Source organism: Streptomyces lichenis (assembly GCF_023218175.1).
Lineage (GTDB): Bacteria > Actinomycetota > Actinomycetes > Streptomycetales > Streptomycetaceae > Streptomyces > Streptomyces lichenis.
The window spans coordinates 85,784-107,717 of sequence record NZ_JALPTH010000015.1 but is presented as its reverse complement, the minus strand read 5'-3'; the positions used below and the strand labels follow the sequence as shown (position 1 = coordinate 107,717).

At 72.1% G+C, this 21,934-nt stretch carries 22 protein-coding genes; 16 read left to right on the top strand and 6 right to left on the bottom strand.

Features of this window, described 5'->3' with window-relative positions; translation table 11 throughout:
• Positions 1 to 57: 57 nt before the first annotated feature.
• From M1O15_RS16850 to M1O15_RS16840, 3 genes are all read right to left on the bottom strand, one after another.
• Positions 58 to 1,056 carry a COX15/CtaA family protein gene (locus tag M1O15_RS16850; protein WP_248634693.1) on the bottom strand — a complete coding sequence of 333 codons (999 nt, stop codon included), beginning with the start codon at positions 1,054 to 1,056 and terminating at the stop codon, positions 58 to 60.
• Between the two features lie 55 nt (positions 1,057 to 1,111).
• A complete protein-coding gene (locus M1O15_RS16845; protein WP_248634749.1) occupies positions 1,112 to 1,828 on the bottom strand; it encodes an ABC transporter permease in 717 nt (238 codons plus the stop codon).
• 104 nt (positions 1,829 to 1,932) lie between these two features.
• On the bottom strand, positions 1,933 to 2,859 hold the full coding sequence (locus tag M1O15_RS16840; RefSeq protein ID WP_248634692.1) for an ABC transporter ATP-binding protein: 927 nt from the start codon (positions 2,857 to 2,859) through the stop codon (positions 1,933 to 1,935).
• 252 nt (positions 2,860 to 3,111) lie between these two features.
• Here M1O15_RS16840 and M1O15_RS16835 point away from each other — a divergent pair, with 252 nt between their 5' ends.
• The 13 genes from M1O15_RS16835 (at position 3,112) to M1O15_RS16775 (ending at position 13,730) form a co-directional block, all read left to right on the top strand.
• A complete protein-coding gene (locus M1O15_RS16835; protein ID WP_248634691.1) occupies positions 3,112 to 3,915 on the top strand; it encodes a helix-turn-helix transcriptional regulator in 804 nt (267 codons plus the stop codon).
• The gene (sufB, locus tag M1O15_RS16830) at positions 3,912 to 5,327 is read left to right on the top strand and encodes a Fe-S cluster assembly protein SufB (protein WP_248634690.1); all 1,416 of its coding nucleotides are present in this window, start codon (positions 3,912 to 3,914) and stop codon (positions 5,325 to 5,327) included. The genes M1O15_RS16835 and sufB overlap by 4 nt, the downstream gene beginning before the upstream one ends.
• 126 nt (positions 5,328 to 5,453) lie before the next feature.
• Positions 5,454 to 6,632: a Fe-S cluster assembly protein SufD gene (sufD, locus tag M1O15_RS16825; protein ID WP_248634689.1), complete on the top strand. Its 1,179-nt coding sequence runs from the start codon at positions 5,454 to 5,456 to the stop codon at positions 6,630 to 6,632.
• Positions 6,632 to 6,949 carry a bifunctional 3-phenylpropionate/cinnamic acid dioxygenase ferredoxin subunit gene (locus M1O15_RS16820; protein WP_248634688.1) on the top strand — a complete coding sequence of 106 codons (318 nt, stop codon included), beginning with the start codon at positions 6,632 to 6,634 and terminating at the stop codon, positions 6,947 to 6,949. Before sufD ends, M1O15_RS16820 begins: the two co-directional genes overlap by 1 nt.
• 7 nt (positions 6,950 to 6,956) lie before the next feature.
• The gene (gene sufC / locus M1O15_RS16815; protein WP_248634687.1) at positions 6,957 to 7,721 is read left to right on the top strand and encodes a Fe-S cluster assembly ATPase SufC; all 765 of its coding nucleotides are present in this window, start codon (positions 6,957 to 6,959) and stop codon (positions 7,719 to 7,721) included.
• A gap of 112 nt (positions 7,722 to 7,833) precedes the next feature.
• The gene (locus tag M1O15_RS16810) at positions 7,834 to 9,090 is read left to right on the top strand and encodes a cysteine desulfurase (RefSeq protein ID WP_248634686.1); all 1,257 of its coding nucleotides are present in this window, start codon (positions 7,834 to 7,836) and stop codon (positions 9,088 to 9,090) included.
• A gap of 60 nt (positions 9,091 to 9,150) precedes the next feature.
• A complete protein-coding gene (gene sufU / locus M1O15_RS16805; RefSeq protein ID WP_248634685.1) occupies positions 9,151 to 9,615 on the top strand; it encodes a Fe-S cluster assembly sulfur transfer protein SufU in 465 nt (154 codons plus the stop codon).
• Positions 9,612 to 9,971 carry a metal-sulfur cluster assembly factor gene (locus tag M1O15_RS16800; RefSeq protein ID WP_372499485.1) on the top strand — a complete coding sequence of 120 codons (360 nt, stop codon included), beginning with the start codon at positions 9,612 to 9,614 and terminating at the stop codon, positions 9,969 to 9,971. The genes sufU and M1O15_RS16800 overlap by 4 nt, the downstream gene beginning before the upstream one ends.
• A 245-nt stretch (positions 9,972 to 10,216) precedes the next feature.
• On the top strand, positions 10,217 to 11,200 hold the full coding sequence (gene dapD, locus M1O15_RS16795) for a 2,3,4,5-tetrahydropyridine-2,6-dicarboxylate N-succinyltransferase (protein WP_248634684.1): 984 nt from the start codon (positions 10,217 to 10,219) through the stop codon (positions 11,198 to 11,200).
• A 385-nt stretch (positions 11,201 to 11,585) separates the two neighbouring features.
• Positions 11,586 to 11,975 (top strand): phage holin family protein, encoded by a 390-nt coding sequence (locus M1O15_RS16790; protein WP_248634683.1) that lies wholly within the window; start codon positions 11,586 to 11,588, stop codon positions 11,973 to 11,975.
• Positions 11,972 to 12,490: a DUF3618 domain-containing protein gene (locus tag M1O15_RS16785; RefSeq protein WP_248634682.1), complete on the top strand. Its 519-nt coding sequence runs from the start codon at positions 11,972 to 11,974 to the stop codon at positions 12,488 to 12,490. Before M1O15_RS16790 ends, M1O15_RS16785 begins: the two co-directional genes overlap by 4 nt.
• A complete protein-coding gene (locus M1O15_RS16780) occupies positions 12,487 to 12,801 on the top strand; it encodes a DUF4235 domain-containing protein (RefSeq protein ID WP_282576834.1) in 315 nt (104 codons plus the stop codon). The genes M1O15_RS16785 and M1O15_RS16780 overlap by 4 nt, the downstream gene beginning before the upstream one ends.
• Positions 12,802 to 13,001: 200 nt before the next feature.
• On the top strand, positions 13,002 to 13,730 hold the full coding sequence (locus M1O15_RS16775) for an antibiotic biosynthesis monooxygenase (protein WP_248634681.1): 729 nt from the start codon (positions 13,002 to 13,004) through the stop codon (positions 13,728 to 13,730).
• Positions 13,731 to 13,778: 48 nt separating this feature from the next.
• Here the strand turns inward: M1O15_RS16775 and M1O15_RS16770 are convergent, their stop codons facing one another.
• Positions 13,779 to 15,626 (bottom strand): DUF8508 domain-containing protein, encoded by a 1,848-nt coding sequence (locus M1O15_RS16770; RefSeq protein WP_248634680.1) that lies wholly within the window; start codon positions 15,624 to 15,626, stop codon positions 13,779 to 13,781.
• Between the two features lie 380 nt (positions 15,627 to 16,006).
• On the opposite strand from M1O15_RS16770, the gene M1O15_RS16765 reads away from it, so the two are divergent.
• Positions 16,007 to 17,521 carry a hypothetical protein gene (locus M1O15_RS16765; RefSeq protein WP_248634679.1) on the top strand — a complete coding sequence of 505 codons (1,515 nt, stop codon included), beginning with the start codon at positions 16,007 to 16,009 and terminating at the stop codon, positions 17,519 to 17,521.
• 205 nt (positions 17,522 to 17,726) lie between these two features.
• Positions 17,727 to 18,587, top strand: coding sequence for an RNA polymerase sigma factor SigF (locus M1O15_RS16760; protein WP_248634678.1), 861 nt, complete (start codon positions 17,727 to 17,729; stop codon positions 18,585 to 18,587).
• 94 nt (positions 18,588 to 18,681) lie between these two features.
• Here M1O15_RS16760 and M1O15_RS16755 read toward each other — a convergent pair whose 3' ends face one another.
• The gene (locus M1O15_RS16755; RefSeq protein ID WP_248634677.1) at positions 18,682 to 19,929 is read right to left on the bottom strand and encodes a TerD family protein; all 1,248 of its coding nucleotides are present in this window, start codon (positions 19,927 to 19,929) and stop codon (positions 18,682 to 18,684) included.
• A gap of 183 nt (positions 19,930 to 20,112) precedes the next feature.
• Between M1O15_RS16755 and M1O15_RS16750 the strand changes: the two genes are divergently transcribed.
• The gene (locus tag M1O15_RS16750; RefSeq protein ID WP_248634676.1) at positions 20,113 to 20,418 is read left to right on the top strand and encodes an STAS domain-containing protein; all 306 of its coding nucleotides are present in this window, start codon (positions 20,113 to 20,115) and stop codon (positions 20,416 to 20,418) included.
• A 36-nt stretch (positions 20,419 to 20,454) separates the two neighbouring features.
• On the opposite strand, the gene M1O15_RS16745 is transcribed toward M1O15_RS16750, so the two are convergent.
• Complete coding sequence (locus M1O15_RS16745) at positions 20,455 to 21,906, bottom strand: peptidoglycan D,D-transpeptidase FtsI family protein (protein ID WP_248634675.1); 1,452 nt, start codon at positions 21,904 to 21,906, stop codon at positions 20,455 to 20,457.
• Positions 21,907 to 21,934: the final 28 nt, after the last annotated feature.

Below are 21,934 nucleotides of genomic sequence, written 5' to 3'. Positions count from 1 at the left end.
AGGAAGAAGGGCCCGGCGCCACCGGATGGTGGGGCCGGGCCCTTCGCCGATCTCCGCTCAGGCGGGGGCCGGGGCCTGCTCCTGCCGCGCGGGGGCCGGTACGGCGCCGGGCGCGGCCACCGGGCGCTCGCGCAGGCTCAGGAAGAGCCGCAGCACCGCGATCCACAGCAGCGCCGAGCCCAGCATGTGCAGACCGACCAGGATCTCCGGCACCCCGGTGAAGAACTGGACATAGCCGATGACGCCCTGGGCCAGCAGCACCAGCAGCAGGTCCCGGGCGCGGGCCCGGGTGTCGTCCGGGGCGTCCACCACCTTCAGCGCCACGAAGACGGCGACCGCCAGCGCGCACACCACCCAGGCGGTGATCGCGTGCACATGGGCCGCGGCCACGAAGTCGAACGGCATCCGGGGGACGTCGCTGCTGTCGCCCGCGTGCTTGCCCGACCCGGTGACCGTGGTGCCGGCGACCACCAGTACGGCGGTCACCGCGACCAGCACCTGCGCCAGCCTCCGTACCGGCCTGGGCACCCGCGGCCGGGCCGGGGCGTCGCCCTCGCCGGTCCGCACCCAGGTGATCGTGGCGACCGTCAGCAGCACATTGGCCAGCAGGAAGTGCCCGGCCACGGTCCAGGGGTTGAGCCCCATCCAGACGGTGATCCCGCCGAGCACCGCGTTGCCCATGACCACGAAGAACTGCGCCCAGCCGAGCCGGGACAGCTGCCGCCTGCGGGGCTTGGCCGAGCGCGCGGCGATGATGGCCCAGCCGACCGCCGCGCACAGCACATAGGTCAGCATCCGGTTGCCGAACTCGATCGCCCCGTTCAGACCCTGCGCGGGCGTCGCGAACAGGCTGTCGTCGGTGCACTTGGGCCAGGTGTCGCAGCCGAGGCCCGAGCCGGTCAGCCGGACCGCCCCGCCGGTGACGATGATGAGCACGCTCATCACGACGGCGGAGAGCGCGGCGCGCCGGAGCGCGCGGGGGGACGGGGTCCAGCGCTGGGCGATGAAGGCGAGGGGGGTCAGCACGCGCCCCATGGTAGGCCGCCGCTTGTGCATGGATTCACGAGGGGGTCGGCCCGGGAGGGTGAGCTTCCTCCCAGTCCGGTACGGCCTACTCCCAGCGGAAGAAGCGGGCCGCCGCGCCCAGCGAGAGCACCGCCCACACCGCCAGCACCGCGAGCGCGCCCAGCGGCAGGGCGGCCCCCTGCCGGAGCACCTCCCGCAGCCCGTCCGACAGCGCCGAGATCGGCAGCAGCTCCAGCACCGCGCGCACCCCGCCGGGGAACTTCTCCAGCGGCACGATCACCCCGCCGCCGACCAGCAGCAGCAGGAAGACCAGGTTGGCGGCGGCGAGCGTGGCCTCGGCCCGCAGGGTGCCCGCCATCAGCAGCCCCAGCCCGGAGAACGCGGCGGTGCCGAGGCCCAGCAGCAGGAGTACGGCGAGGGGGTTGCCGTGCGGGGACCAGCCCAGCGCCAGGGCGATGGCCGCAAGGAGCAGCACCTGGAGCACCTCGGTGACCAGCACCGCCAGCGTCTTGGCGGTCATCAGGCCCCAGCGGGGCAGCGGGGAGGCGCCCAGTCGCTTGAGCACCCCGTAGCGCCGTTCGAAGCCGGTGGCGATGGCCTGCCCGGTGAAGGCGGTGGACATCACCGCGAGCGCCAGCACCCCGGGGGCCAGGAAGTCCACCGGTTCACCCGAACCGGTGTCCACGATGTCCACGGTGGAGAACAGCACCAGCAGCAGGGTGGGGATGACGACGGTGAGCAGCAGCTGCTCGCCGTTGCGCAGCAGCATCCGGGTCTCCAGCGCGGCCTGCGCGGCGATCATCCGGCCGACCGGGGCCGCGCCCGGCCGGGGCGCGAAGGCACCCGTGCCCGTACCGGCTCCCCCGCTCGTACCCGTACCGCCGGAAGCCTTCTCCGTACCACCGCTCACGACCGCAGCTCCTTGCCCGTCAGTTCCAGGAAGACGTCCTCCAGGGTGTGCCGCTCCACCGAGAGGGCGTCCGGCATGACCCCGGCCTGGGCGCACCAGGAGGTGACGGTGGCCAGCAGCTGGGGGTCGATGGTGCCGGAGACCCGGTACACGCCGGGGCTCAGCTCGGCGGCGGCGGTGCCGTCGGGCAGCGCCGTGAGCAGGGCGCCCAGGTCGAGACCGGGGCGGCCGGTGAAGCGCAGGGTGTTCTCGGCGCCGCCCCGGCACAGCTCCTCGGGGGAGCCCTGGGCGATCACCCGGCCCGCGTCGATGATCGCCACCTGATCCGCCAGTTGCTCGGCCTCGTCCATGAAGTGCGTGGTCAGCACGGTGGTGACGCCGTCGGCGCGCAGTTCGCGGACCAGCTCCCAGGTGGCCCGGCGGGCCTGCGGGTCAAGACCGGCGGTGGGCTCGTCCAGGAAGACCAGCTCGGGGCGGCCGACCACGGCCATGGCCAGGGCGAGCCGCTGCTGCTGGCCGCCGGAGAGCCGGCGGTAGCTGGTGCGCCCGCAGGAGCCGAGGCCCAGGCGCTCGATCAGCGCGTCCACGTCCAGCGGATGGGCGTGCAGCCTCGCCATGTGGCGCAGCATCTCCTCGGCCCGGGCGCCGGAGTAGACGCCGCCGGACTGGAGCATCACCCCGACCCGGGGGCGCAGCCGGGCGGCGTCGGCCACCGGGTCGAGGCCGAGCACCCGGACGGTGCCGGCGTCCGGGCGTCGGTAGCCCTCGCAGGTCTCCACGGTGGTGGTCTTGCCGGCCCCGTTGGGCCCCAGCACGGCGGTCACGGTGCCCGCCCGGACGTCGAGGTCGAGGCCGTCCACCGCGGTCTTCGACCCGTACCGCTTGACCAGGCCCCGGACCTGGACGACGGACTCGTATCGCATGCCGGAAGTCTAAGGAGGCGGGAGGGGCGGCGAAGAGGGCGGGGCGGTGCTCGGAAGGCCGTGCGCAGGTCCACCCGGCCCTGCCCCCGATCACCCGACCGGGGCAAACCGGGCACCGCCTCCGGCCTGCGAGAATGCGCCCAGGTGATCGTTTCCGCAGGTCAGGTTAGGTTTCCCTTAGTGACGCACTCCACCGCACGATGATCCCTGTGCGGCTTGTCACGTCCCCGCGAATTACGCAACAATGGCGTTGTGAAAAACGTCGGTGAGGCTTCCGCGGCGCCAGCGGAGGAGATCACGACCGGTGAGCGGTCCACCCGCAACCGCGTCGTGCGCTCCGTGCTGGACCACGGCCCGTCCACCGTGGCGGAGCTGGCCCAGCGGCTCGGGCTCACCCAGGCCGCCGTCCGGCGCCACCTCGACGCGCTCGTCGCGGACGGCACCGTCGCCCCGCGCGAGCAGCGGGTCTACGGCGCCCGCACCCGCGGCCGGCCGGCCAAGGTGTTCGCGCTGACCGACTGCGGCCGGGACGCCTTCGACCAGTCCTACGACGCGCTCGCGGTGGACGCCCTGCGCTGGATCGAGCAGAACGCCGGCGGCGAGGCGGCCGTGGCCGCCTTCGCCCGGGACCGCGTCGAGTCCCAGGCGGAGCGCTACCGGGAGGCCGTCGAGGCGGCCCCGCCCCAGGAGCGCGCCGCCGCGCTCGCCAAGGCGCTCACCGAGGACGGGTACGCTGCCACCGCGCGCACGGCGCCGGTCGGGCAGCAGCTGTGCCAGCACCACTGCCCGGTGGCCCATGTCGCCGGGGAGTACCCGCAGCTGTGCGAGGCGGAGACCGAGGTCTTCTCCCGCCTCCTCGGCACCCATGTCCAGCGGCTGGCCACCATCGCGCACGGCGACGGGGTGTGCACCACGTACATCCCGCACACCGCGCCGACCGCGGCCGAGGACGAGGCCGCCACCAGAGCCGCACCATCCGCACCGAGCACCGCACCACGCACGACATCACGCATTGCATCCGCATCTGCCAGCACGGCCGGGAGGAACCCCGCATGACCACCGAGATCAGCCACCCCGAGCTTGAGGGCCTGGGTCGGTACGAGTACGGCTGGGCCGACTCGGACGCGGCCGGTGCCGCCGCCAAGCGCGGACTCTCCGAGGCTGTCGTCCGCGACATCTCCGGCAAGAAGAACGAGCCCGAGTGGATGCTGAAGCTGCGGCTGAAGGGTCTGCGCCTCTTCGACAAGAAGCCCATGCCGAGCTGGGGCTCCGACCTGTCGGGCATCGACTTCGACAACATCAAGTACTTCGTGCGGTCCACCGAGGCGCAGGCCGCCTCCTGGGAGGACCTGCCCGAGGACATCAAGAACACCTACGACAAGCTCGGCATCCCCGAGGCGGAGAAGCAGCGCCTGGTCGCCGGCGTCGCCGCCCAGTACGAGTCCGAGGTCGTCTACCACCAGATCCGCGAGGACCTGGAGGCCCAGGGCGTCATCTTCCTGGACACCGACACCGCGCTGAAGGAGCACCCGGAGCTCTTCCAGGAGTACTTCGGCACCGTCATCCCGGTCGGCGACAACAAGTTCGCCTCGCTGAACACCGCGGTGTGGTCCGGCGGCTCCTTCATCTACGTGCCGAAGGGCGTGCACGTGGACATCCCGCTCCAGGCCTACTTCCGGATCAACACCGAGAACATGGGCCAGTTCGAGCGGACGCTGATCATCGTCGACGAGGACGCCTACGTCCACTACGTCGAGGGCTGCACCGCCCCGATCTACTCCTCCGACTCGCTGCACAGCGCGGTGGTGGAGATCATCGTCAAGAAGGGCGGCCGCTGCCGCTACACGACCATCCAGAACTGGTCGAACAACGTCTACAACCTGGTCACCAAGCGCGCCGTCGCCTACGAGGGCGCCACCATGGAGTGGGTCGACGGCAACATCGGCTCCAAGGTGACCATGAAGTACCCGGCCGTCTACCTGATGGGCGAGCACGCCAAGGGCGAGACCCTGTCCATCGCCTTCGCGGGCGAGGGCCAGCACCAGGACGCCGGCGCCAAGATGGTCCACATGGCGCCGAACACCTCCTCCAACATCGTCTCCAAGTCGGTGGCCCGGGGCGGCGGCCGCACCTCCTACCGCGGCCTGATCGAGATCGGCGAGGGCGCCCCCGGCGCCAAGTCCAACGTGCTGTGCGACGCGCTGCTGGTGGACACCGTCTCCCGCTCGGACACCTACCCCTACGTCGACGTCCGCGAGGACGACGTCTCCATGGGCCACGAGGCCACCGTCTCCAAGGTCTCCGAGGACCAGCTCTTCTACCTGATGAGCCGCGGCCTCTCCGAGTTCGAGGCGATGGCGATGATCGTGCGCGGCTTCGTCGAGCCGATCGCCAAGGAGCTGCCCATGGAGTACGCCCTGGAGCTCAACCGGCTGATCGAGCTGCAGATGGAGGGCTCGGTCGGCTGACCCGCCGGCCGCCGCGGCGGGCGGCGCCCATGCCGCCCGCCGGCCCCCGTCCCCGTACACCGCACGCGTCGCCCCGACCAGTTCCGCGGCGACGCGGCTACGCAGGAAGAGAGCAACACGACAGCCATGGCTGAGGCTTCAATCCCGGTGGGCTCCACCACCGCCGGTTCGATCGCGGTGGCCGCCGAGTCCACCGTCGCCACGCGCATGAGCGCGCCCCCCTCCTTCGACGTCGCGGACTTCCCCGTCCCGCACGGCCGCGAGGAGGAGTGGCGGTTCACCCCGCTGGAGCGGCTGCGCGGACTGCACGACGGCACCGCCATCGCCGTCCGCGACGGCGTCCGCGTCGAGGTGGAGGCCCCCGAGGGCGTCACCGTGGAGACCGTCGGGGCCGGCGACGCCCGCCTCGGCAAGGCCGGCACCCCGGTGGACCGGGTCGCCGCCCAGGCCTACTCCGCCGTCGAGAAGGCCTCCGTCATCACCGTGCCCAAGGAGACCGTGCTCACCGAGCCGATCCGGATCTCCGTCCAGGGCACCGGCGAGACCGCCTACGGCCACCAGGTCATCGAGCTCGGCGCCTTCGCCGAGGCCGTCGTGGTCATCGACCACACCGGCACCGGCGTGCTCGCCGCCAACGTCGACTACCTGATCGGCGACGGCGCCAAGCTCACCGTGGTCTCCATCCAGGACTGGGACGAGAAGGCCGTCCACGTCGGCCAGCACAACGCGCTGGTCGGCCGGGACGCCTCCTTCAAGTCCGTCATCGTCACCTTCGGCGGCGACCTGGTCCGACTCCACCCGCGGGTCACCTACGCGGCCACCGGCGGCGAGGCCCAGCTGTTCGGCCTGTACTTCACCGACAGGGCCCAGCACCACGAGCACCGCCTGCTGGTCGACCACAACAAGCCGCACAACACCTCCAACGTCGCCTACAAGGGCGCGCTGCAGGGCGAGGCGGCGCACGCGGTGTGGATCGGCGACGTGCTCATCCGGGCCGCCGCCGAGGGCACCGACACCTACGAGCTCAACCGCAACCTGGTCCTCACCGACGGCGCCCGCGTCGACTCCGTGCCCAACCTGGAGATCGAGACCGGCGAGATCGCCGGCGCCGGCCACGCCTCGGCCACCGGCCGCTTCGACGACGAGCAGCTGTTCTACCTGATGGCCCGCGGCATCCCGGCCGCCGAGGCCCGCCGCCTCGTCGTCCGCGGCTTCTTCGCCGAACTGGTCCAGCAGATCGGCGTGCCCGACGTCCAGGAGCGCCTGATCGACAAGATCGAGGCCGAGCTGGAGGCGTCCCTCTGATGCCCTTCGTCCGGGCCTGCGGGCTGAGCGAGCTGGAGGACGACACCCCCCGCCGGGTCGAGCTCGACGGCACCCCGGTCGCCGTCGTGCGCACCGACGGCGAGGTGTTCGCCATCAACGACATCTGCTCGCACGCCAACGTCTCCCTCTCCGAGGGGGAGGTCGAGGACTGCTCCATCGAGTGCTGGCTGCACGGCTCCAGCTTCGACCTGCGCACCGGCAAGCCGTCCGGCCTACCCGCGACGCGCCCCGTCCCCGTGTACCCCGTAAAGATCGAAGGGGACGATGTGCTCGTCTCCGTCACCCAGGAGTCCTGAGTCACCCATGGCAACGCTTGAAATCCGCGACCTGCACGTCTCCGTCGAGGCCGACAACGCCACCAAGGAGATCCTCAAGGGCGTCGACCTCACCGTGAAGCAGGGCGAGACCCACGCCATCATGGGCCCCAACGGCTCCGGCAAGTCGACCCTCGCCTACTCGCTGGCCGGCCACCCCAAGTACACGATCACCAGCGGCACCGTCACCCTCGACGGCGAGGACGTGCTGGAGATGTCCGTCGACGAGCGGGCCCGCGCCGGCGTCTTCCTCGCCATGCAGTACCCGGTCGAGGTCCCCGGCGTCTCCGTCTCCAACTTCCTGCGCACCTCCGCCACCGCCATCCGCGGCGAGGCCCCCAAGCTCCGCACCTGGGTCAAGGAGGTGAAGGAGTCCATGGAGCGGCTGAACATGGACCCCTCCTTCGCCGAGCGGAACGTCAACGAGGGCTTCTCCGGCGGTGAGAAGAAGCGCCACGAGATCCTCCAGCTGGAGCTGCTCAAGCCGAAGATCGCGATCCTGGACGAGACCGACTCCGGCCTCGACGTGGACGCCCTGCGGATCGTCTCCGAGGGCGTCAACCGGGTCCGCGAGTCCGGCGACACCGGCACCCTGCTGATCACGCACTACACCCGCATCCTGCGGTACATCAAGCCCGACCACGTCCATGTCTTCGCCGGCGGCCGGATCGCCGAGTCGGGCGGCCCCGAGCTGGCCGACAAGCTGGAGGCCGAGGGCTACGAGGCGTACACGAAGGGCGGCACCGCCCAGTGAGCCGAGTCCGCGAGGCCACCCGCCCGCACCACCCGGCCCGCGTCCAGCGGGTGCGCCTCGCGGGCGCCCACCCGGGCGGCACCAGCGTCCGGACCACCGAAAGGGGAGCAGCGTGATCCAGCTGCCGGGACTCCTCGACACCGAGGCGATCCGCAAGGACTTTCCGATCCTCGACCGCGTCCTGCACGACGACCGCAAGCTCGTCTACCTGGACAACGCCGCGACCTCCCAGACCCCGCGCCAGGTCATCGACGTGCTCAGCGAGTACTACGAGCAGCACAACGCCAATGTGCACCGCGGCGTCCATGTGCTGGCCGAGGAGGCCACCGCGCTCTACGAGGGCGCCCGCGACAAGGTCGCCGCCTTCGTCAACGCGCCCAGCCGCGACGAGGTGATCTTCACCAAGAACGCCTCCGAGTCGCTGAACCTCGTGGCCAACATGCTCGGCTGGGCCGACGAGCCGTACCGGGTCGACCGGGACACCGAGATCGTCATCACCGAGATGGAGCACCACTCCAACATCGTCCCGTGGCAGCTGCTCTCGCAGCGCACCGGCGCGAAGCTGAAGTGGTTCGGCCTCACCGACGACGGCCGCCTGGACCTGTCGAACATCGAGGAGGTCATCACCGAGAAGACGAAGATCGTCTCCTTCGTGCTGGTCTCCAACATCCTCGGCACCCTCAACCCGGTCGAGGCCATCGTGCGCCGCGCCCAGGAGGTCGGCGCCCTGGTCCTGATCGACGCCTCCCAGGCCGCCCCGCACATGGTGCTGGACGTCCAGGCGCTCCAGGCCGACTTCGTGGCCTTCACCGGCCACAAGATGTGCGGCCCGACCGGCATCGGCGTGCTCTGGGGCCGCCAGGAGCTGCTGGAGGACCTGCCCCCGTTCCTCGGCGGCGGCGAGATGATCGAGACCGTCTCGATGTCCTCCTCCACCTACGCCCCCGCCCCGCACAAGTTCGAGGCCGGCACGCCCCCGATCGCCCAGGCCGTCGGCCTCGGCGCGGCCGTGGACTACCTCGCCTCCATCGGCATGGAGAACATCGCGCGCCATGAGCACGCGATCACCGAGTACGCGATCAAGCGCCTCACCGAGGTGCCGGACCTGCGCATCATCGGCCCGGCCACCGCGGAGGACCGCGGCGCGGCGATCTCCTTCACCCTCGGCGACATCCACCCGCACGACGTGGGCCAGGTCCTCGATGAGCAGGGCATCGCCGTCCGGGTCGGCCACCACTGCGCCCGCCCGGTCTGCCTGCGGTACGGAATTCCCGCGACCACGCGAGCGTCGTTCTATCTGTACTCCACGCCGGCCGAGGTGGACGCCCTGGTCGAGGGCCTGGAGCACGTCCGCAACTTCTTCGGCTGACGACGTGATGATGACTTCGTCGGATGAGATGACTGCTTCGGATGAGGGACTGAGGTACGCGTGAAGCTGGACTCCATGTACCAGGACGTCATCCTGGACCACTACAAGAACCCGCACGGGCGGGGCTTGCGGGACGGCGACGCCGAGGTGCACCACGTGAACCCCACGTGCGGCGACGAGATCACGCTGCGGGTGCGGTACGACGGCTCCCGCGTCGCGGACGTCTCGTACGAGGGGCACGGCTGCTCCATCAGCCAGGCCTCGGCCTCCGTGCTGAACGAACTGCTGGTCGGCAAGGAGCTGGCCGAGGCGGAGAAGATCCAGGGCGTCTTCCTGGAGCTGATGCAGTCCAAGGGCCGCATCGAGCCGGACGACGCCATGGAGGAGGTGCTGGAGGACGCGGTGGCGTTCGCCGGTGTCTCCAAGTACCCCGCCCGGGTCAAGTGCGCCCTGCTGAGCTGGATGGCCTGGAAGGACGCGACCGCCCAGGCACTGGGCCGGGACGCGGAGAGGAAGACCGTATGACCGAGAACACCGCCCCCGAGACCGCCGCCGCCTCCGTGGCCATGAAGCCGGCCTCCGAGGAGGAGGTCCGCGAGGCCCTGTACGACGTGGTCGACCCCGAGCTGGGCATCGACGTCGTCAACCTGGGCCTGATCTACGGCATCCACATCGACGACGCCAACATCGCCACCCTCGACATGACGCTCACCTCGGCGGCCTGCCCGCTGACCGACGTCATCGAGGACCAGGCGAAGTCCGCCACCGACGGCATCGTCAACGAGCTGAAGATCAACTGGGTCTGGATGCCGCCGTGGGGCCCGGACAAGATCACCGACGACGGCCGCGAGCAGCTGCGCGCGCTGGGCTTCAACGTCTGAGGTCCGCCTCGTACACGTACGGCCCCGCCCCTGGGTTCATCCCCGGGGGCGGGGCCGTTCTCCGTTCCCGGTCGTACGCGGCGGGCCGTTTCGGTTGGCGGGCCATTTCCGGGCGGCGGGCCGATTCGATTGGCGGGCCGCTTCCGGGCGGCGGGCCGTCTCGGTTGGCGGGCCCCGCCCCCGTACCCCTCCCGTCCCCTGAGACCGGTTCGCCCGGCACCCGGCCCGCCGGTTAGGTTTCACACATGACTTCTGCACCTCGTAGCACCGGCGCGGTCGCCGCCGGCCTCGCCACCATCGCCGGTGACGGCACCGTCCTCGACACCTGGTTCCCGGCGCCCGAGCTGAGCGACCAGCCGGGCCCGGCCGGGACCGAGCGGCTCACCCCCGACGAGGCCGCCAACCTCATGGGGGAGGGCGCGGCCAAGGCGATCGGCGTGGACGCCCGGCGCGGCGTCGAGGTCGTCGCGGTCCGCACGGTCATCGGCTCCCTGGACGACAAGCCGCTGGACACCCATGACGTCTGGCTGCGCCTGCACCTGCTCAGCCACCGCCTGGTCCGGCCGCACGGCCAGAACCTGGACGGCGTCTTCGCCCTCCTCGCCAACGTGGCCTGGACCAGCCTCGGCCCGGTCGCCGTGGACGACGTGGAGAAGGTCCGGCTCAACGCCCGCGCGGAGGGCCTGCACCTCCAGGTCACCGGCATCGACAAGTTCCCGCGGATGACGGACTACGTGGCCCCCAAGGGCGTCCGGATCGCCGACGCCGACCGGGTCCGCCTCGGCGCCCACCTGGCCGCCGGGACCACCGTGATGCACGAGGGCTTCGTCAACTTCAACGCCGGCACCCTGGGCACCTCCATGGTCGAGGGCCGCATCTCCGCGGGCGTCGTCATCGGCGACGGCTCCGACATCGGCGGCGGCGCCTCCACCATGGGCACCCTGTCGGGCGGCGGCAACGTCCGCATCTCCGTCGGCGAGCGCTGCCTGATCGGCGCCGAGGCGGGTGTCGGTATCGCGCTGGGCGACGAGTGCGTGGTCGAGGCCGGCCTCTACGTCACCGCGGGCACCCGGGTCACCATGCCCGACGGCCAGGTCGTCAAGGCCCGCGAGCTGTCCGGCGCCTCCCACATCCTCTTCCGCCGCAACTCGGTCACCGGCACCGTGGAGGCCCGCCCCAACAACGCGGTCTGGGGCGGCCTCAACGACATCCTGCACAGCCACAACTGAGCCCGGTCGTCGGATGGCCGGTCAGTGGGCCACTGACGGGCCGCCCGCCGGTCGCACCCTCCGGCGGCTGGGACGCGTCCGCAGCCCCTACGCACGGGCCGCGACCGCCAGGGCGATGCCCTAGCCGCCGAACCCGGCCATCCCGATCCAGCCCACCAGCAGCGCATCGCCCGCGGAGGGGAAGTCGCCGCGCGGGTCAGGGCCGGCTCGGCGGCGTGGGGAGGAAGCATGCGGGGCGGTCTCGGCTCCGGCAAGGCGGGAGGTCCACTTGGATCTGCTCGCACCACACTCAAGTGTTGCTGAACGGTCGTCGGCCGGCCCCGGGGTATGGGAGCCGGGCGGCGGGGTACCCGGAGCCTCCCCGTACGAGATGGGAGGCGACCCGATGGCCGGAGAACCGTCGGTCGGCGAGCTGGTCAAGCAGGCCTCGGAACAGCTCTCCGACCTGGTCAGGACCGAGATGCGCACGGCGCAGGCGGAACTGGCACTCAAGGGCAAACGCGCCGGCAAGGGCGGCGGGATGCTGGGGGCCGCGGCGGCCGTCGGCTACGTCGGCCTCATCGGGGTGTGGGCCACCCTCGCCGCGGTGCTGGCGATCCCGCTGGACGTCTGGCTGGCGGTGCTGATCGCGACCGTGGTGTTCCTGGCGCTGGCAGGGGTTCTCGCCCTGCTCGGCCGCAAGGAGCTCAAGCAGGCCGTACCGCCGAAGCCCGAGCGGGCCATCGACGGGGTGCGGTCGGACGTCCACGAGCTCAAGGAGAAGGTCCACCGATGAGCGACAGCGCGAAGAGCCCGGGCCCGGACCAGCTACGGCTGGAGGCGGCCCAGAAGCGGGCCGAGCTGGGCGAGACCCTCGACCAGCTGATGGCGAAGACCGATGTGAAGGCGCGTGCCGCCCAGCTGGTCCACGAGAAGGCGCCGCAGCCGGTGCGCGAGCACCCCCGGCAGGTCCTGGCGGCGGCCGCGGCCGCGGTGGCCGTGGCCACCGGGCTGGTGATCTGGGGGCTGAAGCGCCGAGGGGGCGGCGGCGGGCAGGTGAAGCCCCAGCAGCTGAAGCCGAAGCACCTGAAGGTGGAGCGGCTGACGGCGGAGCAGTTGAAGGCCGAGCTGCACAAGGCGGAGCTGGTCAAGGCCGAGCTTCTGAAGCAGGCGAAGGCGGCGCAGGCCAAGGCCGCGCAGGTGAAGGCCGTGCGGGTGAAGCGGAAGCCGACGTCGCCGTTCGCGAAGCAGTTGAAGAAGTTGAAGCGGAAGACGCAGCGTAAGTGCGGTGCGCACGGGAAGTGGGGATGAGCTCAGTGGCCGGTTCGAAGGCGCCCAAGCCTCCGAAGTCGAAGAAGAAGAAAAAGCAGAAGCTGCTGTACCGCCCGGTCGGCCTCGCGCTGGGTATGGCGGGCGGTGCCATCGCCAGCACGGTGTTCAACCGCACCTGGGCGGTCGTCGGTGACGGGGACGCTCCGGACGCCATGGACGAGGAGCGCACCTGGAAGGAGATCCTGCTGGCGGCCGCCATCCAGGGCGCGATCTTCGCCGTGGTCAAGGCCGCGGTGGACCGCAGCGGCGCGGTCGGTGTCCGCCGGGTGACCGGCAACTGGCCGGGCTGACGCCGCCAGGTACCGGATGAGGATGCGGCGTGTGCCGCATGCCGCCAGGGGCCGTCCGTTTCCCGTCCGTTGACGCGGAGGGAAACGGGCGGCCCTTTGCCATGGAGGCAGTTGACCTCAAGTGTGGTTGACCTTTGAGGATGGGGGTCGACGCGGGAAACCCGCACCGTCGGGGTGCGGGCCGCGCTGAGGAGGCCGTCATGTCCGCAGGATCCGTGGTCAGCGACCCGTATGCCCGTCCCCGGCTGGACCGCCCGGGCGTCGGCGTGGTCAAGGTGAGCATCTGGCGGGTGGGGACGCCGGAGCGGCAGCGGGCCGTGGTGGAGGCGATCGGACGGGCCTGGCGGAGCCGGCCCTGGCCCGCGCCGGGGCCGCTGTCGTACACCGTGCTGGTGGGGGAGGACGGCGAGAGCCTGCTGCACTACGGGCAGTGGGCGAGCGAGGAGGACTACCAGGGCTTCGTCCGGCGGGGGCGGGACGAGCGGGTGGCCGAGGTCGACGCGGCGGTGCCCGGGATCGAGCGGACCGAGCCGACCTCGTACGAGGTGTACCGGTCCGTCGGGATGGGCGGGGAAGGGGCGGCGCCGGGGTGTGTGGTGGCGGTGGAGGTGGAGTTCGACGGGCCGGACGGGGAGCGGGTGCGGCGGTGGGTGGACGGGGTGCTGGACGCCCTCGCCGCTGACGCCGACTCCGGCGCCGGACCGCATCCGGGCGGGATCTCGGCCACCTTCCACACGAGCCTGGACGGCACCCGGATGCTCAACTACGCGGAGTGGGAGAGCGCGCGGCACCACGCCGACGCCCTCGACGGGCCGCGCGGGGTGGGCAACGACAGCCCGCAGTGGCTGCGGGTCCGCACCTTCCCGGGCATGGCCGACAGCCGCTTCCGCCGGTTCTCGCCCGCGCTGAGCCTGCGCGCGGGCGAGTGACCCGGACCCGGGTGAACCGGCGGAAGCGGCCGGGCTACCGGCTGCCGGCTACGGGCGGAAGCGCAGGACCTGGGGGTCGTGGTCGCTGTCCTGGGCCGCGAACTCGGCGTTGATGTGCACGCTGTCGTAGTCGAAGTCGCGGATCGAGGGGCTGGTCAGGATCTGGTCCAGCACCTGGCTGTTGCCCTGGTAGACGTAGGAGTAGCGCTCCGAGCGGGGCAGGGACTTCACGGCGGCGCGCAGGGCCCCGCCGTCGGTCAGCGCCTTCGTCGTCGCGGAGAACTCGAAGTCGTTGATGTCGCCGAGGACCACCACGTCCGCGGAGCGCTGCGCCTTCCGCACCTCCTTGACGAAGGCGTTCACCGCCTGCGCCTGCGCCAGGCGCTTGACCTCGGAGGAGCGGTTCGGCGGCTGGCGGTGCGAGACCAGCGACTCGTCCCCGCCCTTGGAGCCGAAGTGGTTGGCGATGACGAGGACCGTGCGGCCGCGGAAGGAGAACTCACCGGCCAGCGGCTTGCGGCTGGCCTCCCAGGCGGCGTTCGCCGGGTCGATCCGGCCGGGGGAGTGGGTCAGCGCCGCCTTGCCCCGTTCCCGTACGACACCGGTCGCGGTGGTCGCGTCACCGGCCCCGCGGTCGGTGAAGGACACCCGGGCCGGGTTGAACAGGAACACCTGGCGGATGTTGCCGCCGGGCTCGCCGCCGTCCGCGTTGTTCACCGGGTCGATCGAGCGCCACTCGTACGCCGGTCCGCCGGCCGCCCTGATCGCCTCGGTGAACGTGCGGACCGTCGCACCGGCCGCCACCGTGCCGTCGTTCTTCGCCCCGTTGTCGTCCTGGATCTCCTCCAGGGCGAGGATGTCCGGCGAGGAGAGGTTGGCGACGACCGCCTCGGCGAGCGCGTCGAACTTCTCCTGCGGGTCGGTCGGGTCCAGGTTCTCCACGTTGTACGTGGCCACGGCCAGCTCACCGGAGCGCTGCTTGCGCGTCACCTCGCGCTCCAGGCCGCGGTCCTGCACCGTGCCCAGGGTGCGGGCGGTCAGGGTGTAGCCGCCGAACTGGTTGAAGTCCAGCGGGCCCTCGGTGGTGCCGGTCAGCCGGTCGCCGACGTCCGCCTTCGGGAAGGGCTGCTCGGCCACCGGGACCAGCGACTGGATCTGCAGGCGGCCGGTGTTCTGGTCCCGGTAGGAGCCGTAGACCGTGCCGCCGCGCCGGTTGTCGTTCTCGTCCGGCTTCACCGTCACCCACAGCTCGTGGTACGGGTCGGTGGCGCCGACCACCCGCGAGGTGCCGACCTTGACGTTCACGCCCTCCAGCGACTCGTAGTAGTCCAGCGCGTAGCGGCGGGGCTTCAGCGGCAGGGCGTTGACCGAGCCGCCGGCCGCCGGGTCGCCGTCCGGGGTGTAGGCGTCCGGCACCGAGCGGGCGGTGATCGCCACCGCGGCGGGCAGCGCGTTGCCCGAGGAGGCCACGGTGACCACCGGCTTGGTCAGCTGGGTCAGCGACTGGTTGCCGGAGCCCGCGCCGCCCGGCACGTACTCGGTGACCGTGCCGGAGACCTGCACCGCGTCGCCGACCTTGACCGCGGGCGCCGAGCTGGTGAAGACGAACAGCCCCTCGCTGGTGGCCGGGTCGGCGTCCGGGTTCGGGTCTTGGAACCAGAAGCCGCGCGAGCCGTAGGACCGCACCCCGGTGACCACGCCGGTCACCCCGGTGACCTGCTGCCCGGCGAGCGGGGATATCCGGGTGGTGCCCTGGATGTCGTGGATGCGGACCGGGTCCGCGCCGGCCGCGCCGTCGGCGGCAGCGCTCCCCGCGCCGGCGAGCAGCCCGGCGGCCAGGGCGAGGGCGATGACGGCCGGAACGGCGGCGGTTCTCGGCAGGTGGGAGGACGTCAACAGGGGCTCCGTTGCTATGAGGGTGGGAAGCGTCCCGGCGGCTGCCTCGTGGGCCGCCCGCCGGGCCGGTCCGCCGACCGGAACCGCCCGGGGCCGGCGGTCGGACCGCTGATCCCGGACGTCTCGCGGTGGACCGCGGACCGTCGCGCTGCGCAGTGCTGCCACGCATTGCTCTACGCGCGTCAATTTCCGGTCATGGGCGGGAACTTGTCAAGGGTGCGCGGGTGTCCGGCGGGTGGCCTTCGGGCGAACTGCCGGGCAGGCACCCGAGGGACGTCTACGCTGGGGGCGCCCCACCCGCGCCCGGCCCGCGCCCGAACCCGCGCCCGAGGGCCCGCACCTGGGGAAACCCACCCCGTACACACTGAGGAGAGACCCTGATGTCGCCGGATCGCCCCACCCTGCCGCCGGTTCGGCTGCCGTCCGAGGCGGAGCTCGCACGGGACGCGCTCGCCGCCCCGCTGCTGGTACGGGCCGTGCGGCTGGCCCGCTGGGCCGACCCGGAGACCCGGGTCGACCTCGACGGCGAACTCGCCGAGGGCCAACTCGCCGCGGCGGCCGTGGCGCTGGGCCTCATCCCGGACGAGGACGGCGAGGCGCACGCGGGCGAGGCCTGGCGGGTCGCCCTGGACACCGGGCTGGTGGAGGTCGCCGAGCCGGACGGCGACGGAGACGCGGACGCGGACGGGGAGGTCGCGGGGGCGGTGGTGGCCGGGGAACTGCTCGCGCTGGTGACCGGTGGCGCCCCGCAGGATGTGCTGGCGCTCTGGCGGGACGCCCTGGAGAGCGCCCTCGCCGACGCCGCCGCCCCGCTTCTGGACGACCTCGCGGACGTCACCGGGGAGGACGGCGAGATCGACCTCGGGGCCCTGGACTGGGACCCGGAGCGGGAGGCCGACTTCCTCGACGCCGTCCTCGGCAACCTCTATCTGCTGACCGTCTCCGAGGGCGGCCCGGCCGACGCGCCCGTCCCGCTGCCCGCGCTCGCCGCCTCCATGCTGGTCCCCGACGACATGCGCGAACCCACCGACGACGTCCTGGAGCAGGTCTCCGAGGCGATGATGCGCCTGGACGACCAGTTCCGGGTGCTGGAGCCGATCGGACTGGTCGAGTACCAGCCGGTGGACGAGGCGCTGATGGCGGAGGAGGACGAGGAGGACGCGGAAGGGGGAGCCGGGGGAGCCGGAGCCGCCGCGGGGCCGCTGGACGAGCTCGACGAGGAGGACGTACGGCGGTACGGGATGGTCCGGCTGACCCCGCTCGGCCGGTACGGGGTACGGGCCCGGCTGCTGGAGGCCGGGATGACCGCCCCGGTCGTCGGCGAACTGGCCGGCAAGGACGCGGACGCGCTGCTCGCCGGGGTCGCCGACTACCCGGAGCCCGCCGCACGGGCCGAGACCGAGGCCTGGCTCGCCTCCCGCGACCCGGCCGCGGCCGCCCGGGACCTGCTGGCCGCCGCCCGGGGCGCCGACGCCGGCTCCCCGCTGCGCCGGCTGCACTGCCAGCAGGCCCTCACCCTGGTCGGCGCGGACGCCGAGCCGGCCGTACGGGAGGTGCTGGACGACCCGCGGCTCGGCGGGCTGGCCCGGGTCTGGCTCGCCGAGCGCGGCGCCGCCGACGTGCCGCCGCCGCCCGAGCCGATGATCTTCTGGCTGGCCGTGGACACCATCGCGGCCCAGCTCGACGCGGCCGGCGGCGAGGACCTGGAGGAGCTGCGGGACCTGGTGGAGGGGCTGACCGGCCAGCACGGCGGCTTCTTCGACGCGGCCTGGCGGGTCGACCACCCGGCCACCCCGGAGGTGCTGGAGGCCATGGGCCGGCTGCACCGGGACAAGGCGATGGCCAAGGAGGCCCGCAAGGCGGCCTTCAAGGCCCGGTCCAAGGCCGGGAGCTGAGGGCCGGGCCCGGACGGTACGGAAGAGGGTGGGGAGAGGGCGGCGGCCGGTCGGCCGGGGGGCCTTCGAACACGCCGGTCGAAACTTCCGTGGCAAACCTGTCGGAAATCTGTGTGCATGCACTCGAACGGCCGGGGTAGACGGTGCTTCGTCGGTCCGTGCGAGACACTGGGGACCGACCTGTAGAGGGAGGGACAGAAGGAGCATGACGGTGACGACGGTGACGCGGACACGGGCCGACCAGCTCAGCAGCGCCCAGGAGCTGCTGCCGCAGGTCGCCGACCCCATGAAGGTGGCGCCCAAGGACGCACGGGCCCTGTCCAAGCTGTTCTTCGAGCAGCTCGCGGTCCTGGAGGAGGGCACGCACGCGTACCAGTACGCGCGCAACACCCTCATCGAGATGAACATGTCCCTCGTCCGCTACGCCGCAGGCCGCTTCCGCAGCCGGGGCGCGGACGAGATGGAGGACATCGTCCAGGTCGGCATGATCGGCCTGATCAAGGCGATCGACCGGTTCGAGCTCTCCCGCGAGGTCGAGTTCACCACCTTCGCCGTCCCCTACATCGTGGGCGAGATCAAGCGCTTCTTCCGCGACACCTCCTGGGCCGTGCACGTGCCTCGCCGCCTCCAGGAGGCCCGGGTCGAGCTGGCCCGCGCCACCGAGGAGCTGCGCACCCGGCTGGGCCGCACCCCCACGGTCAAGGAGCTGGCCGAGCTGATGAACCTCACCGAGGAGGAGGTCACCGAGGCCCGGCTGGCCTCCAACGGCTACAACTCCTCCTCGCTGGACGCCGCGATCAACGGCGCCGAGGAGGGCGAGGCCGCCCTCGCCGACTTCATCGGCGCCGAGGACCACGCCATGGAGCTGGTGGAGGACTTCCACGCGCTGGCGCCGCTGATCGCCGCGCTGGACGAGCGGGACCGCCGGATCATCCACATGCGGTTCGTCGAGGAGCTGACCCAGTCGCAGATCGCCGAGCACCTGGGCTGCTCGCAGATGCACGTCTCGCGGCTGCTGTCCCGCACCCTGAAGCGGCTCCGCGAGGGCATGCTGACCACCCGCTGAGGCCCACTCGCCGGGTGAACATCCCGTACCGGGAAACGGCCGGGACCCCTTCCGGGGTCCCGGCCGTTCGGCGTCCACCGTCCCGTTCGGCGGCCTACAGCGCCTGGGCGGCGGGCTTGACCATCCCGCGGACCGTGCGCGACTTCACGAAGTCGCCCATCGCGGTCATCTCCCACTCACCGGAGAACTGCCGGATCAGCTTGGCCATCATCACCCCGGTCTGCGGCTCGGCGGAGGTCAGGTCGAAGCGGACCAGCTCCTCGCCGCTGGCCGCGTCCATCAGTCGGCAGTACGCCTTGGCGACCTCGGTGAACTTCTGCCCGGAGAAGCTGTTCACCGTGAAGACCAGCCCGGTGACGTCCGCGGGCAGCCGGCCCAGGTCCACCATGATGACCTCGTCGTCCCCCGCCCCCTCACCGGTGAGGTTGTCGCCGGAGTGCTTGACCGAGCCGCCCAGGATGGTCAGCTTGCCGAAGTAGCAGCTGTCCAGGTGGTTGCGCTGCGGTCCGTAGGCGATAACCGAGGCGTCCAGGTCGATGTCCTTGCCCCGGTACGCCGGCTCCCAGCCGAGGCCCATCTTGACCTGGGACAGCAGCGGCCGGCCGCCCTTGACCAGGGAGACCGTCTGGTTCTTCTGGAGGCTGACCCGCCCCTTGTCCAGGTTGACCTTCCCGCCGGCCGGCGGCGCGACCGGGGCGGCGGGCGCCGGGGGAGCGGGCGGGGCGGCCTGCGGCTGCGGGGCGGAGGGCGGCTGCGGGGCGGACCAGGCCGGCGGCGCGGACGGGGCCGAGGGCGGGGCCGGAGCCGCCGGGGGCTGGGGTGCGGCCGGGGCGGCGGGCTCCTCGTCCACCGAGACGCCGAAGTCGGTGGCGATGCCGGCCAGCCCGTTCGCGTATCCCTGGCCGACCGCGCGCACCTTCCAGGCGCCGTTGCGCAGATAGACCTCGACCACGACCAGGGCGGTCTCGGTGCCCAGCCGCGGCGGGGTGAAGGTGGCCAGCGGGGAGCCGTCGTCGGCGCCGCGCACGGTGGCCGTGGGCTCGATTCCCTGGAAGCTCTGGCCGGCGGCGTCCGGGCTGGCGGTGACCACGACCTTCTCGATGCCCGGCGGCAGCGCGGCGGTGTCCACCACGATCGCGTCGGGGGCGGTGCCGCCGCCCGAGCGGTAGGTCACTCCGGGGCCGGACGGCTGGTTGTAGAAGATGAAGTCGTCGTCGGACCGCACCTTGCCGTCGGCGGTGAGCAGCAGGCCCGATACGTCGAGCCGCACGGGCGCGGAGACGTCCACCGCCACACGGGCCACGGGGAGGGGGATGTTCGAGCCGGGGGTCATAGCTGTCATGCCAGGGGTAACGAGCGGTCCTCCACCGCCGTTCCCGTACCCGGCGCCGGTACCCCGTACGGCGGCGCGCCGGGGGCGCGCGGGGTGAAGGAGGTGCGGGAAGGCTGTGCGGATCATGTGCCGGGAGGTGTGCGGCGTCCCCGGCCGGACACGAGGCCGGAAAACCCCAGGGAGGCCGCGGCAGTGGGCACCGATCTGCGCATCGACGTCCTCGCCGGCATCCGGCCCGTACTGGCCCGGATGCACGGCGAGCTCGACCTGCACACCTGCCCGGAGGTGATCGCGGCACTCGCCCCGCTGTCCGGCACCCAGGTCGAACTGGACCTCGAACCGCTGTCCTTCCTCGACTCCTCCGGCATCGGCACCCTGCTCGCCCTGCGCACCGCGGCCCTGCGGGCGGGCGGCGGGCTGCGGGTCATCGCGTGCAGCCCGCTGGTGGGCCGCACCCTGGACCTGGCCGGCTGCCGGCACGTCCTCACCGGGCCGTGAGCCCCCGCGAGGGACCAGGGCCCGGTGGAGGACGCCTCACCTGCCCAGCGCGGCCGCCATCATCTTCTTCGCCACCGGCGCGGCCAGGCCGTTGCCGCTGACCTCGTTGCGGGTGGCCTGCGAGTCCTCCACGAAGACGGCGACGGCGACCTGCTTGCCGGTGCTCTCGTCCTTGGCGTAGGAGGTGAACCAGGCGTACGGCGTACCGCTGTTGTCCACGCCGCGCTGGGCGGTGCCGGTCTTGCCGCCGACCTCCGCGCCGTCGATCCGGGCGTTGGTGCCGGTGCCCTCCTCGACCACGGTGCGCATCGCGTCCCGCAGCTGCCCGGCGGTCCGCTCGGAGACGACCCGCTTCTCGCCGGGGTCCTCGAAGGACTCCAGCGGGTCGCCGTCGGCGTCCACCACCTTGGACACCAGGTGCGGGTCGACCAGCACCCCGTCGTTGGCCAGGGCGGCCGAGACCATGGAGATCTGCAGCGGGGTGGCCGTCACATCGAACTGCCCGATGCCGGAGAGCGCGGTCTGCGCCTGGTCCATGCCGGTCGGATAGCGGCTGGCGTACGCCCGGACCGGGACGTCCTGCTTCTCGTTGTCGAAGCCGAACCGGTCGGCCATGGCCTTCACCTTGTCCTGGCCGAGGTCCACCGCCAGCTTGCCGAAGACGTTGTTGCAGGAGTACTGGAGCGCGACCCGGAGGGAGGCGTCCTCGCAGGGCGCCGAGGCGTTCTCGTTCCTCAGGTCGGTGCGGGTGCCCGGCAGCCGGTAGGGGTTGGGGCTGTCGGTGGCCTCGTCCACCGACCCGTACAGCCCGTCCTCCAGCGCGGCGGCGGCCACCACCAGCTTGAACGTCGAGCCGGGTGCCACCGGCTGCCGGATCGCCCGGTTCACCAGCGGCTTGTCCTCGTCCTCGTTGAGCGCCTTCCAGGCGTCGCCGTCATAGGAGCCGGCGATCTTCGAGGGGTCGAACGAGGGGGTGCTGACCATGCCGAGGACGCGCCCGCTCTCCGGGTCCATCGCCACGGCCGCCCCCTTGGCGTCGCCCAGCGCCTCGTACCCGGCCTTCTGCACCGCCGGGTCGATGGTGGTGAGCACGTCCCCCGGGGCGGCCTGCTCACCGGTGAGCGCGCCCAGCGGGTTCTTCAGCCGGGTGTCGGTGCCGTCCAGCACGTCGGAGTAGATGCCTTCCAGCTGGTTGGCGCCGTAGGCCTGGGAGCTGTAGCCGGTCACCGCCGAGTACAGCCCGCCGTCCCTGTACGTCCGCTGGTAGCGCAGGTCGCCGCTGCGGGCCTCCTTCGAGCCGGTGACCGGCGAACCGGCCACGATGATGTCCCCGAGCGGCTGGGCGTACTTCGCCATCAGGTTCCGCCGGTTGTGCGTGTTGTCGGCCAGGGCCTTCCCGTCGTACGCCTGCACCCAGGTCGCCCGCAGCAGCAGGGCGAACACCAGCAGCAGAGTGAAGACCGCGGCCCGTCGAATCGTCTTGTTCATCCCGCTCGGGGGACGAGCGGGAGGTCCG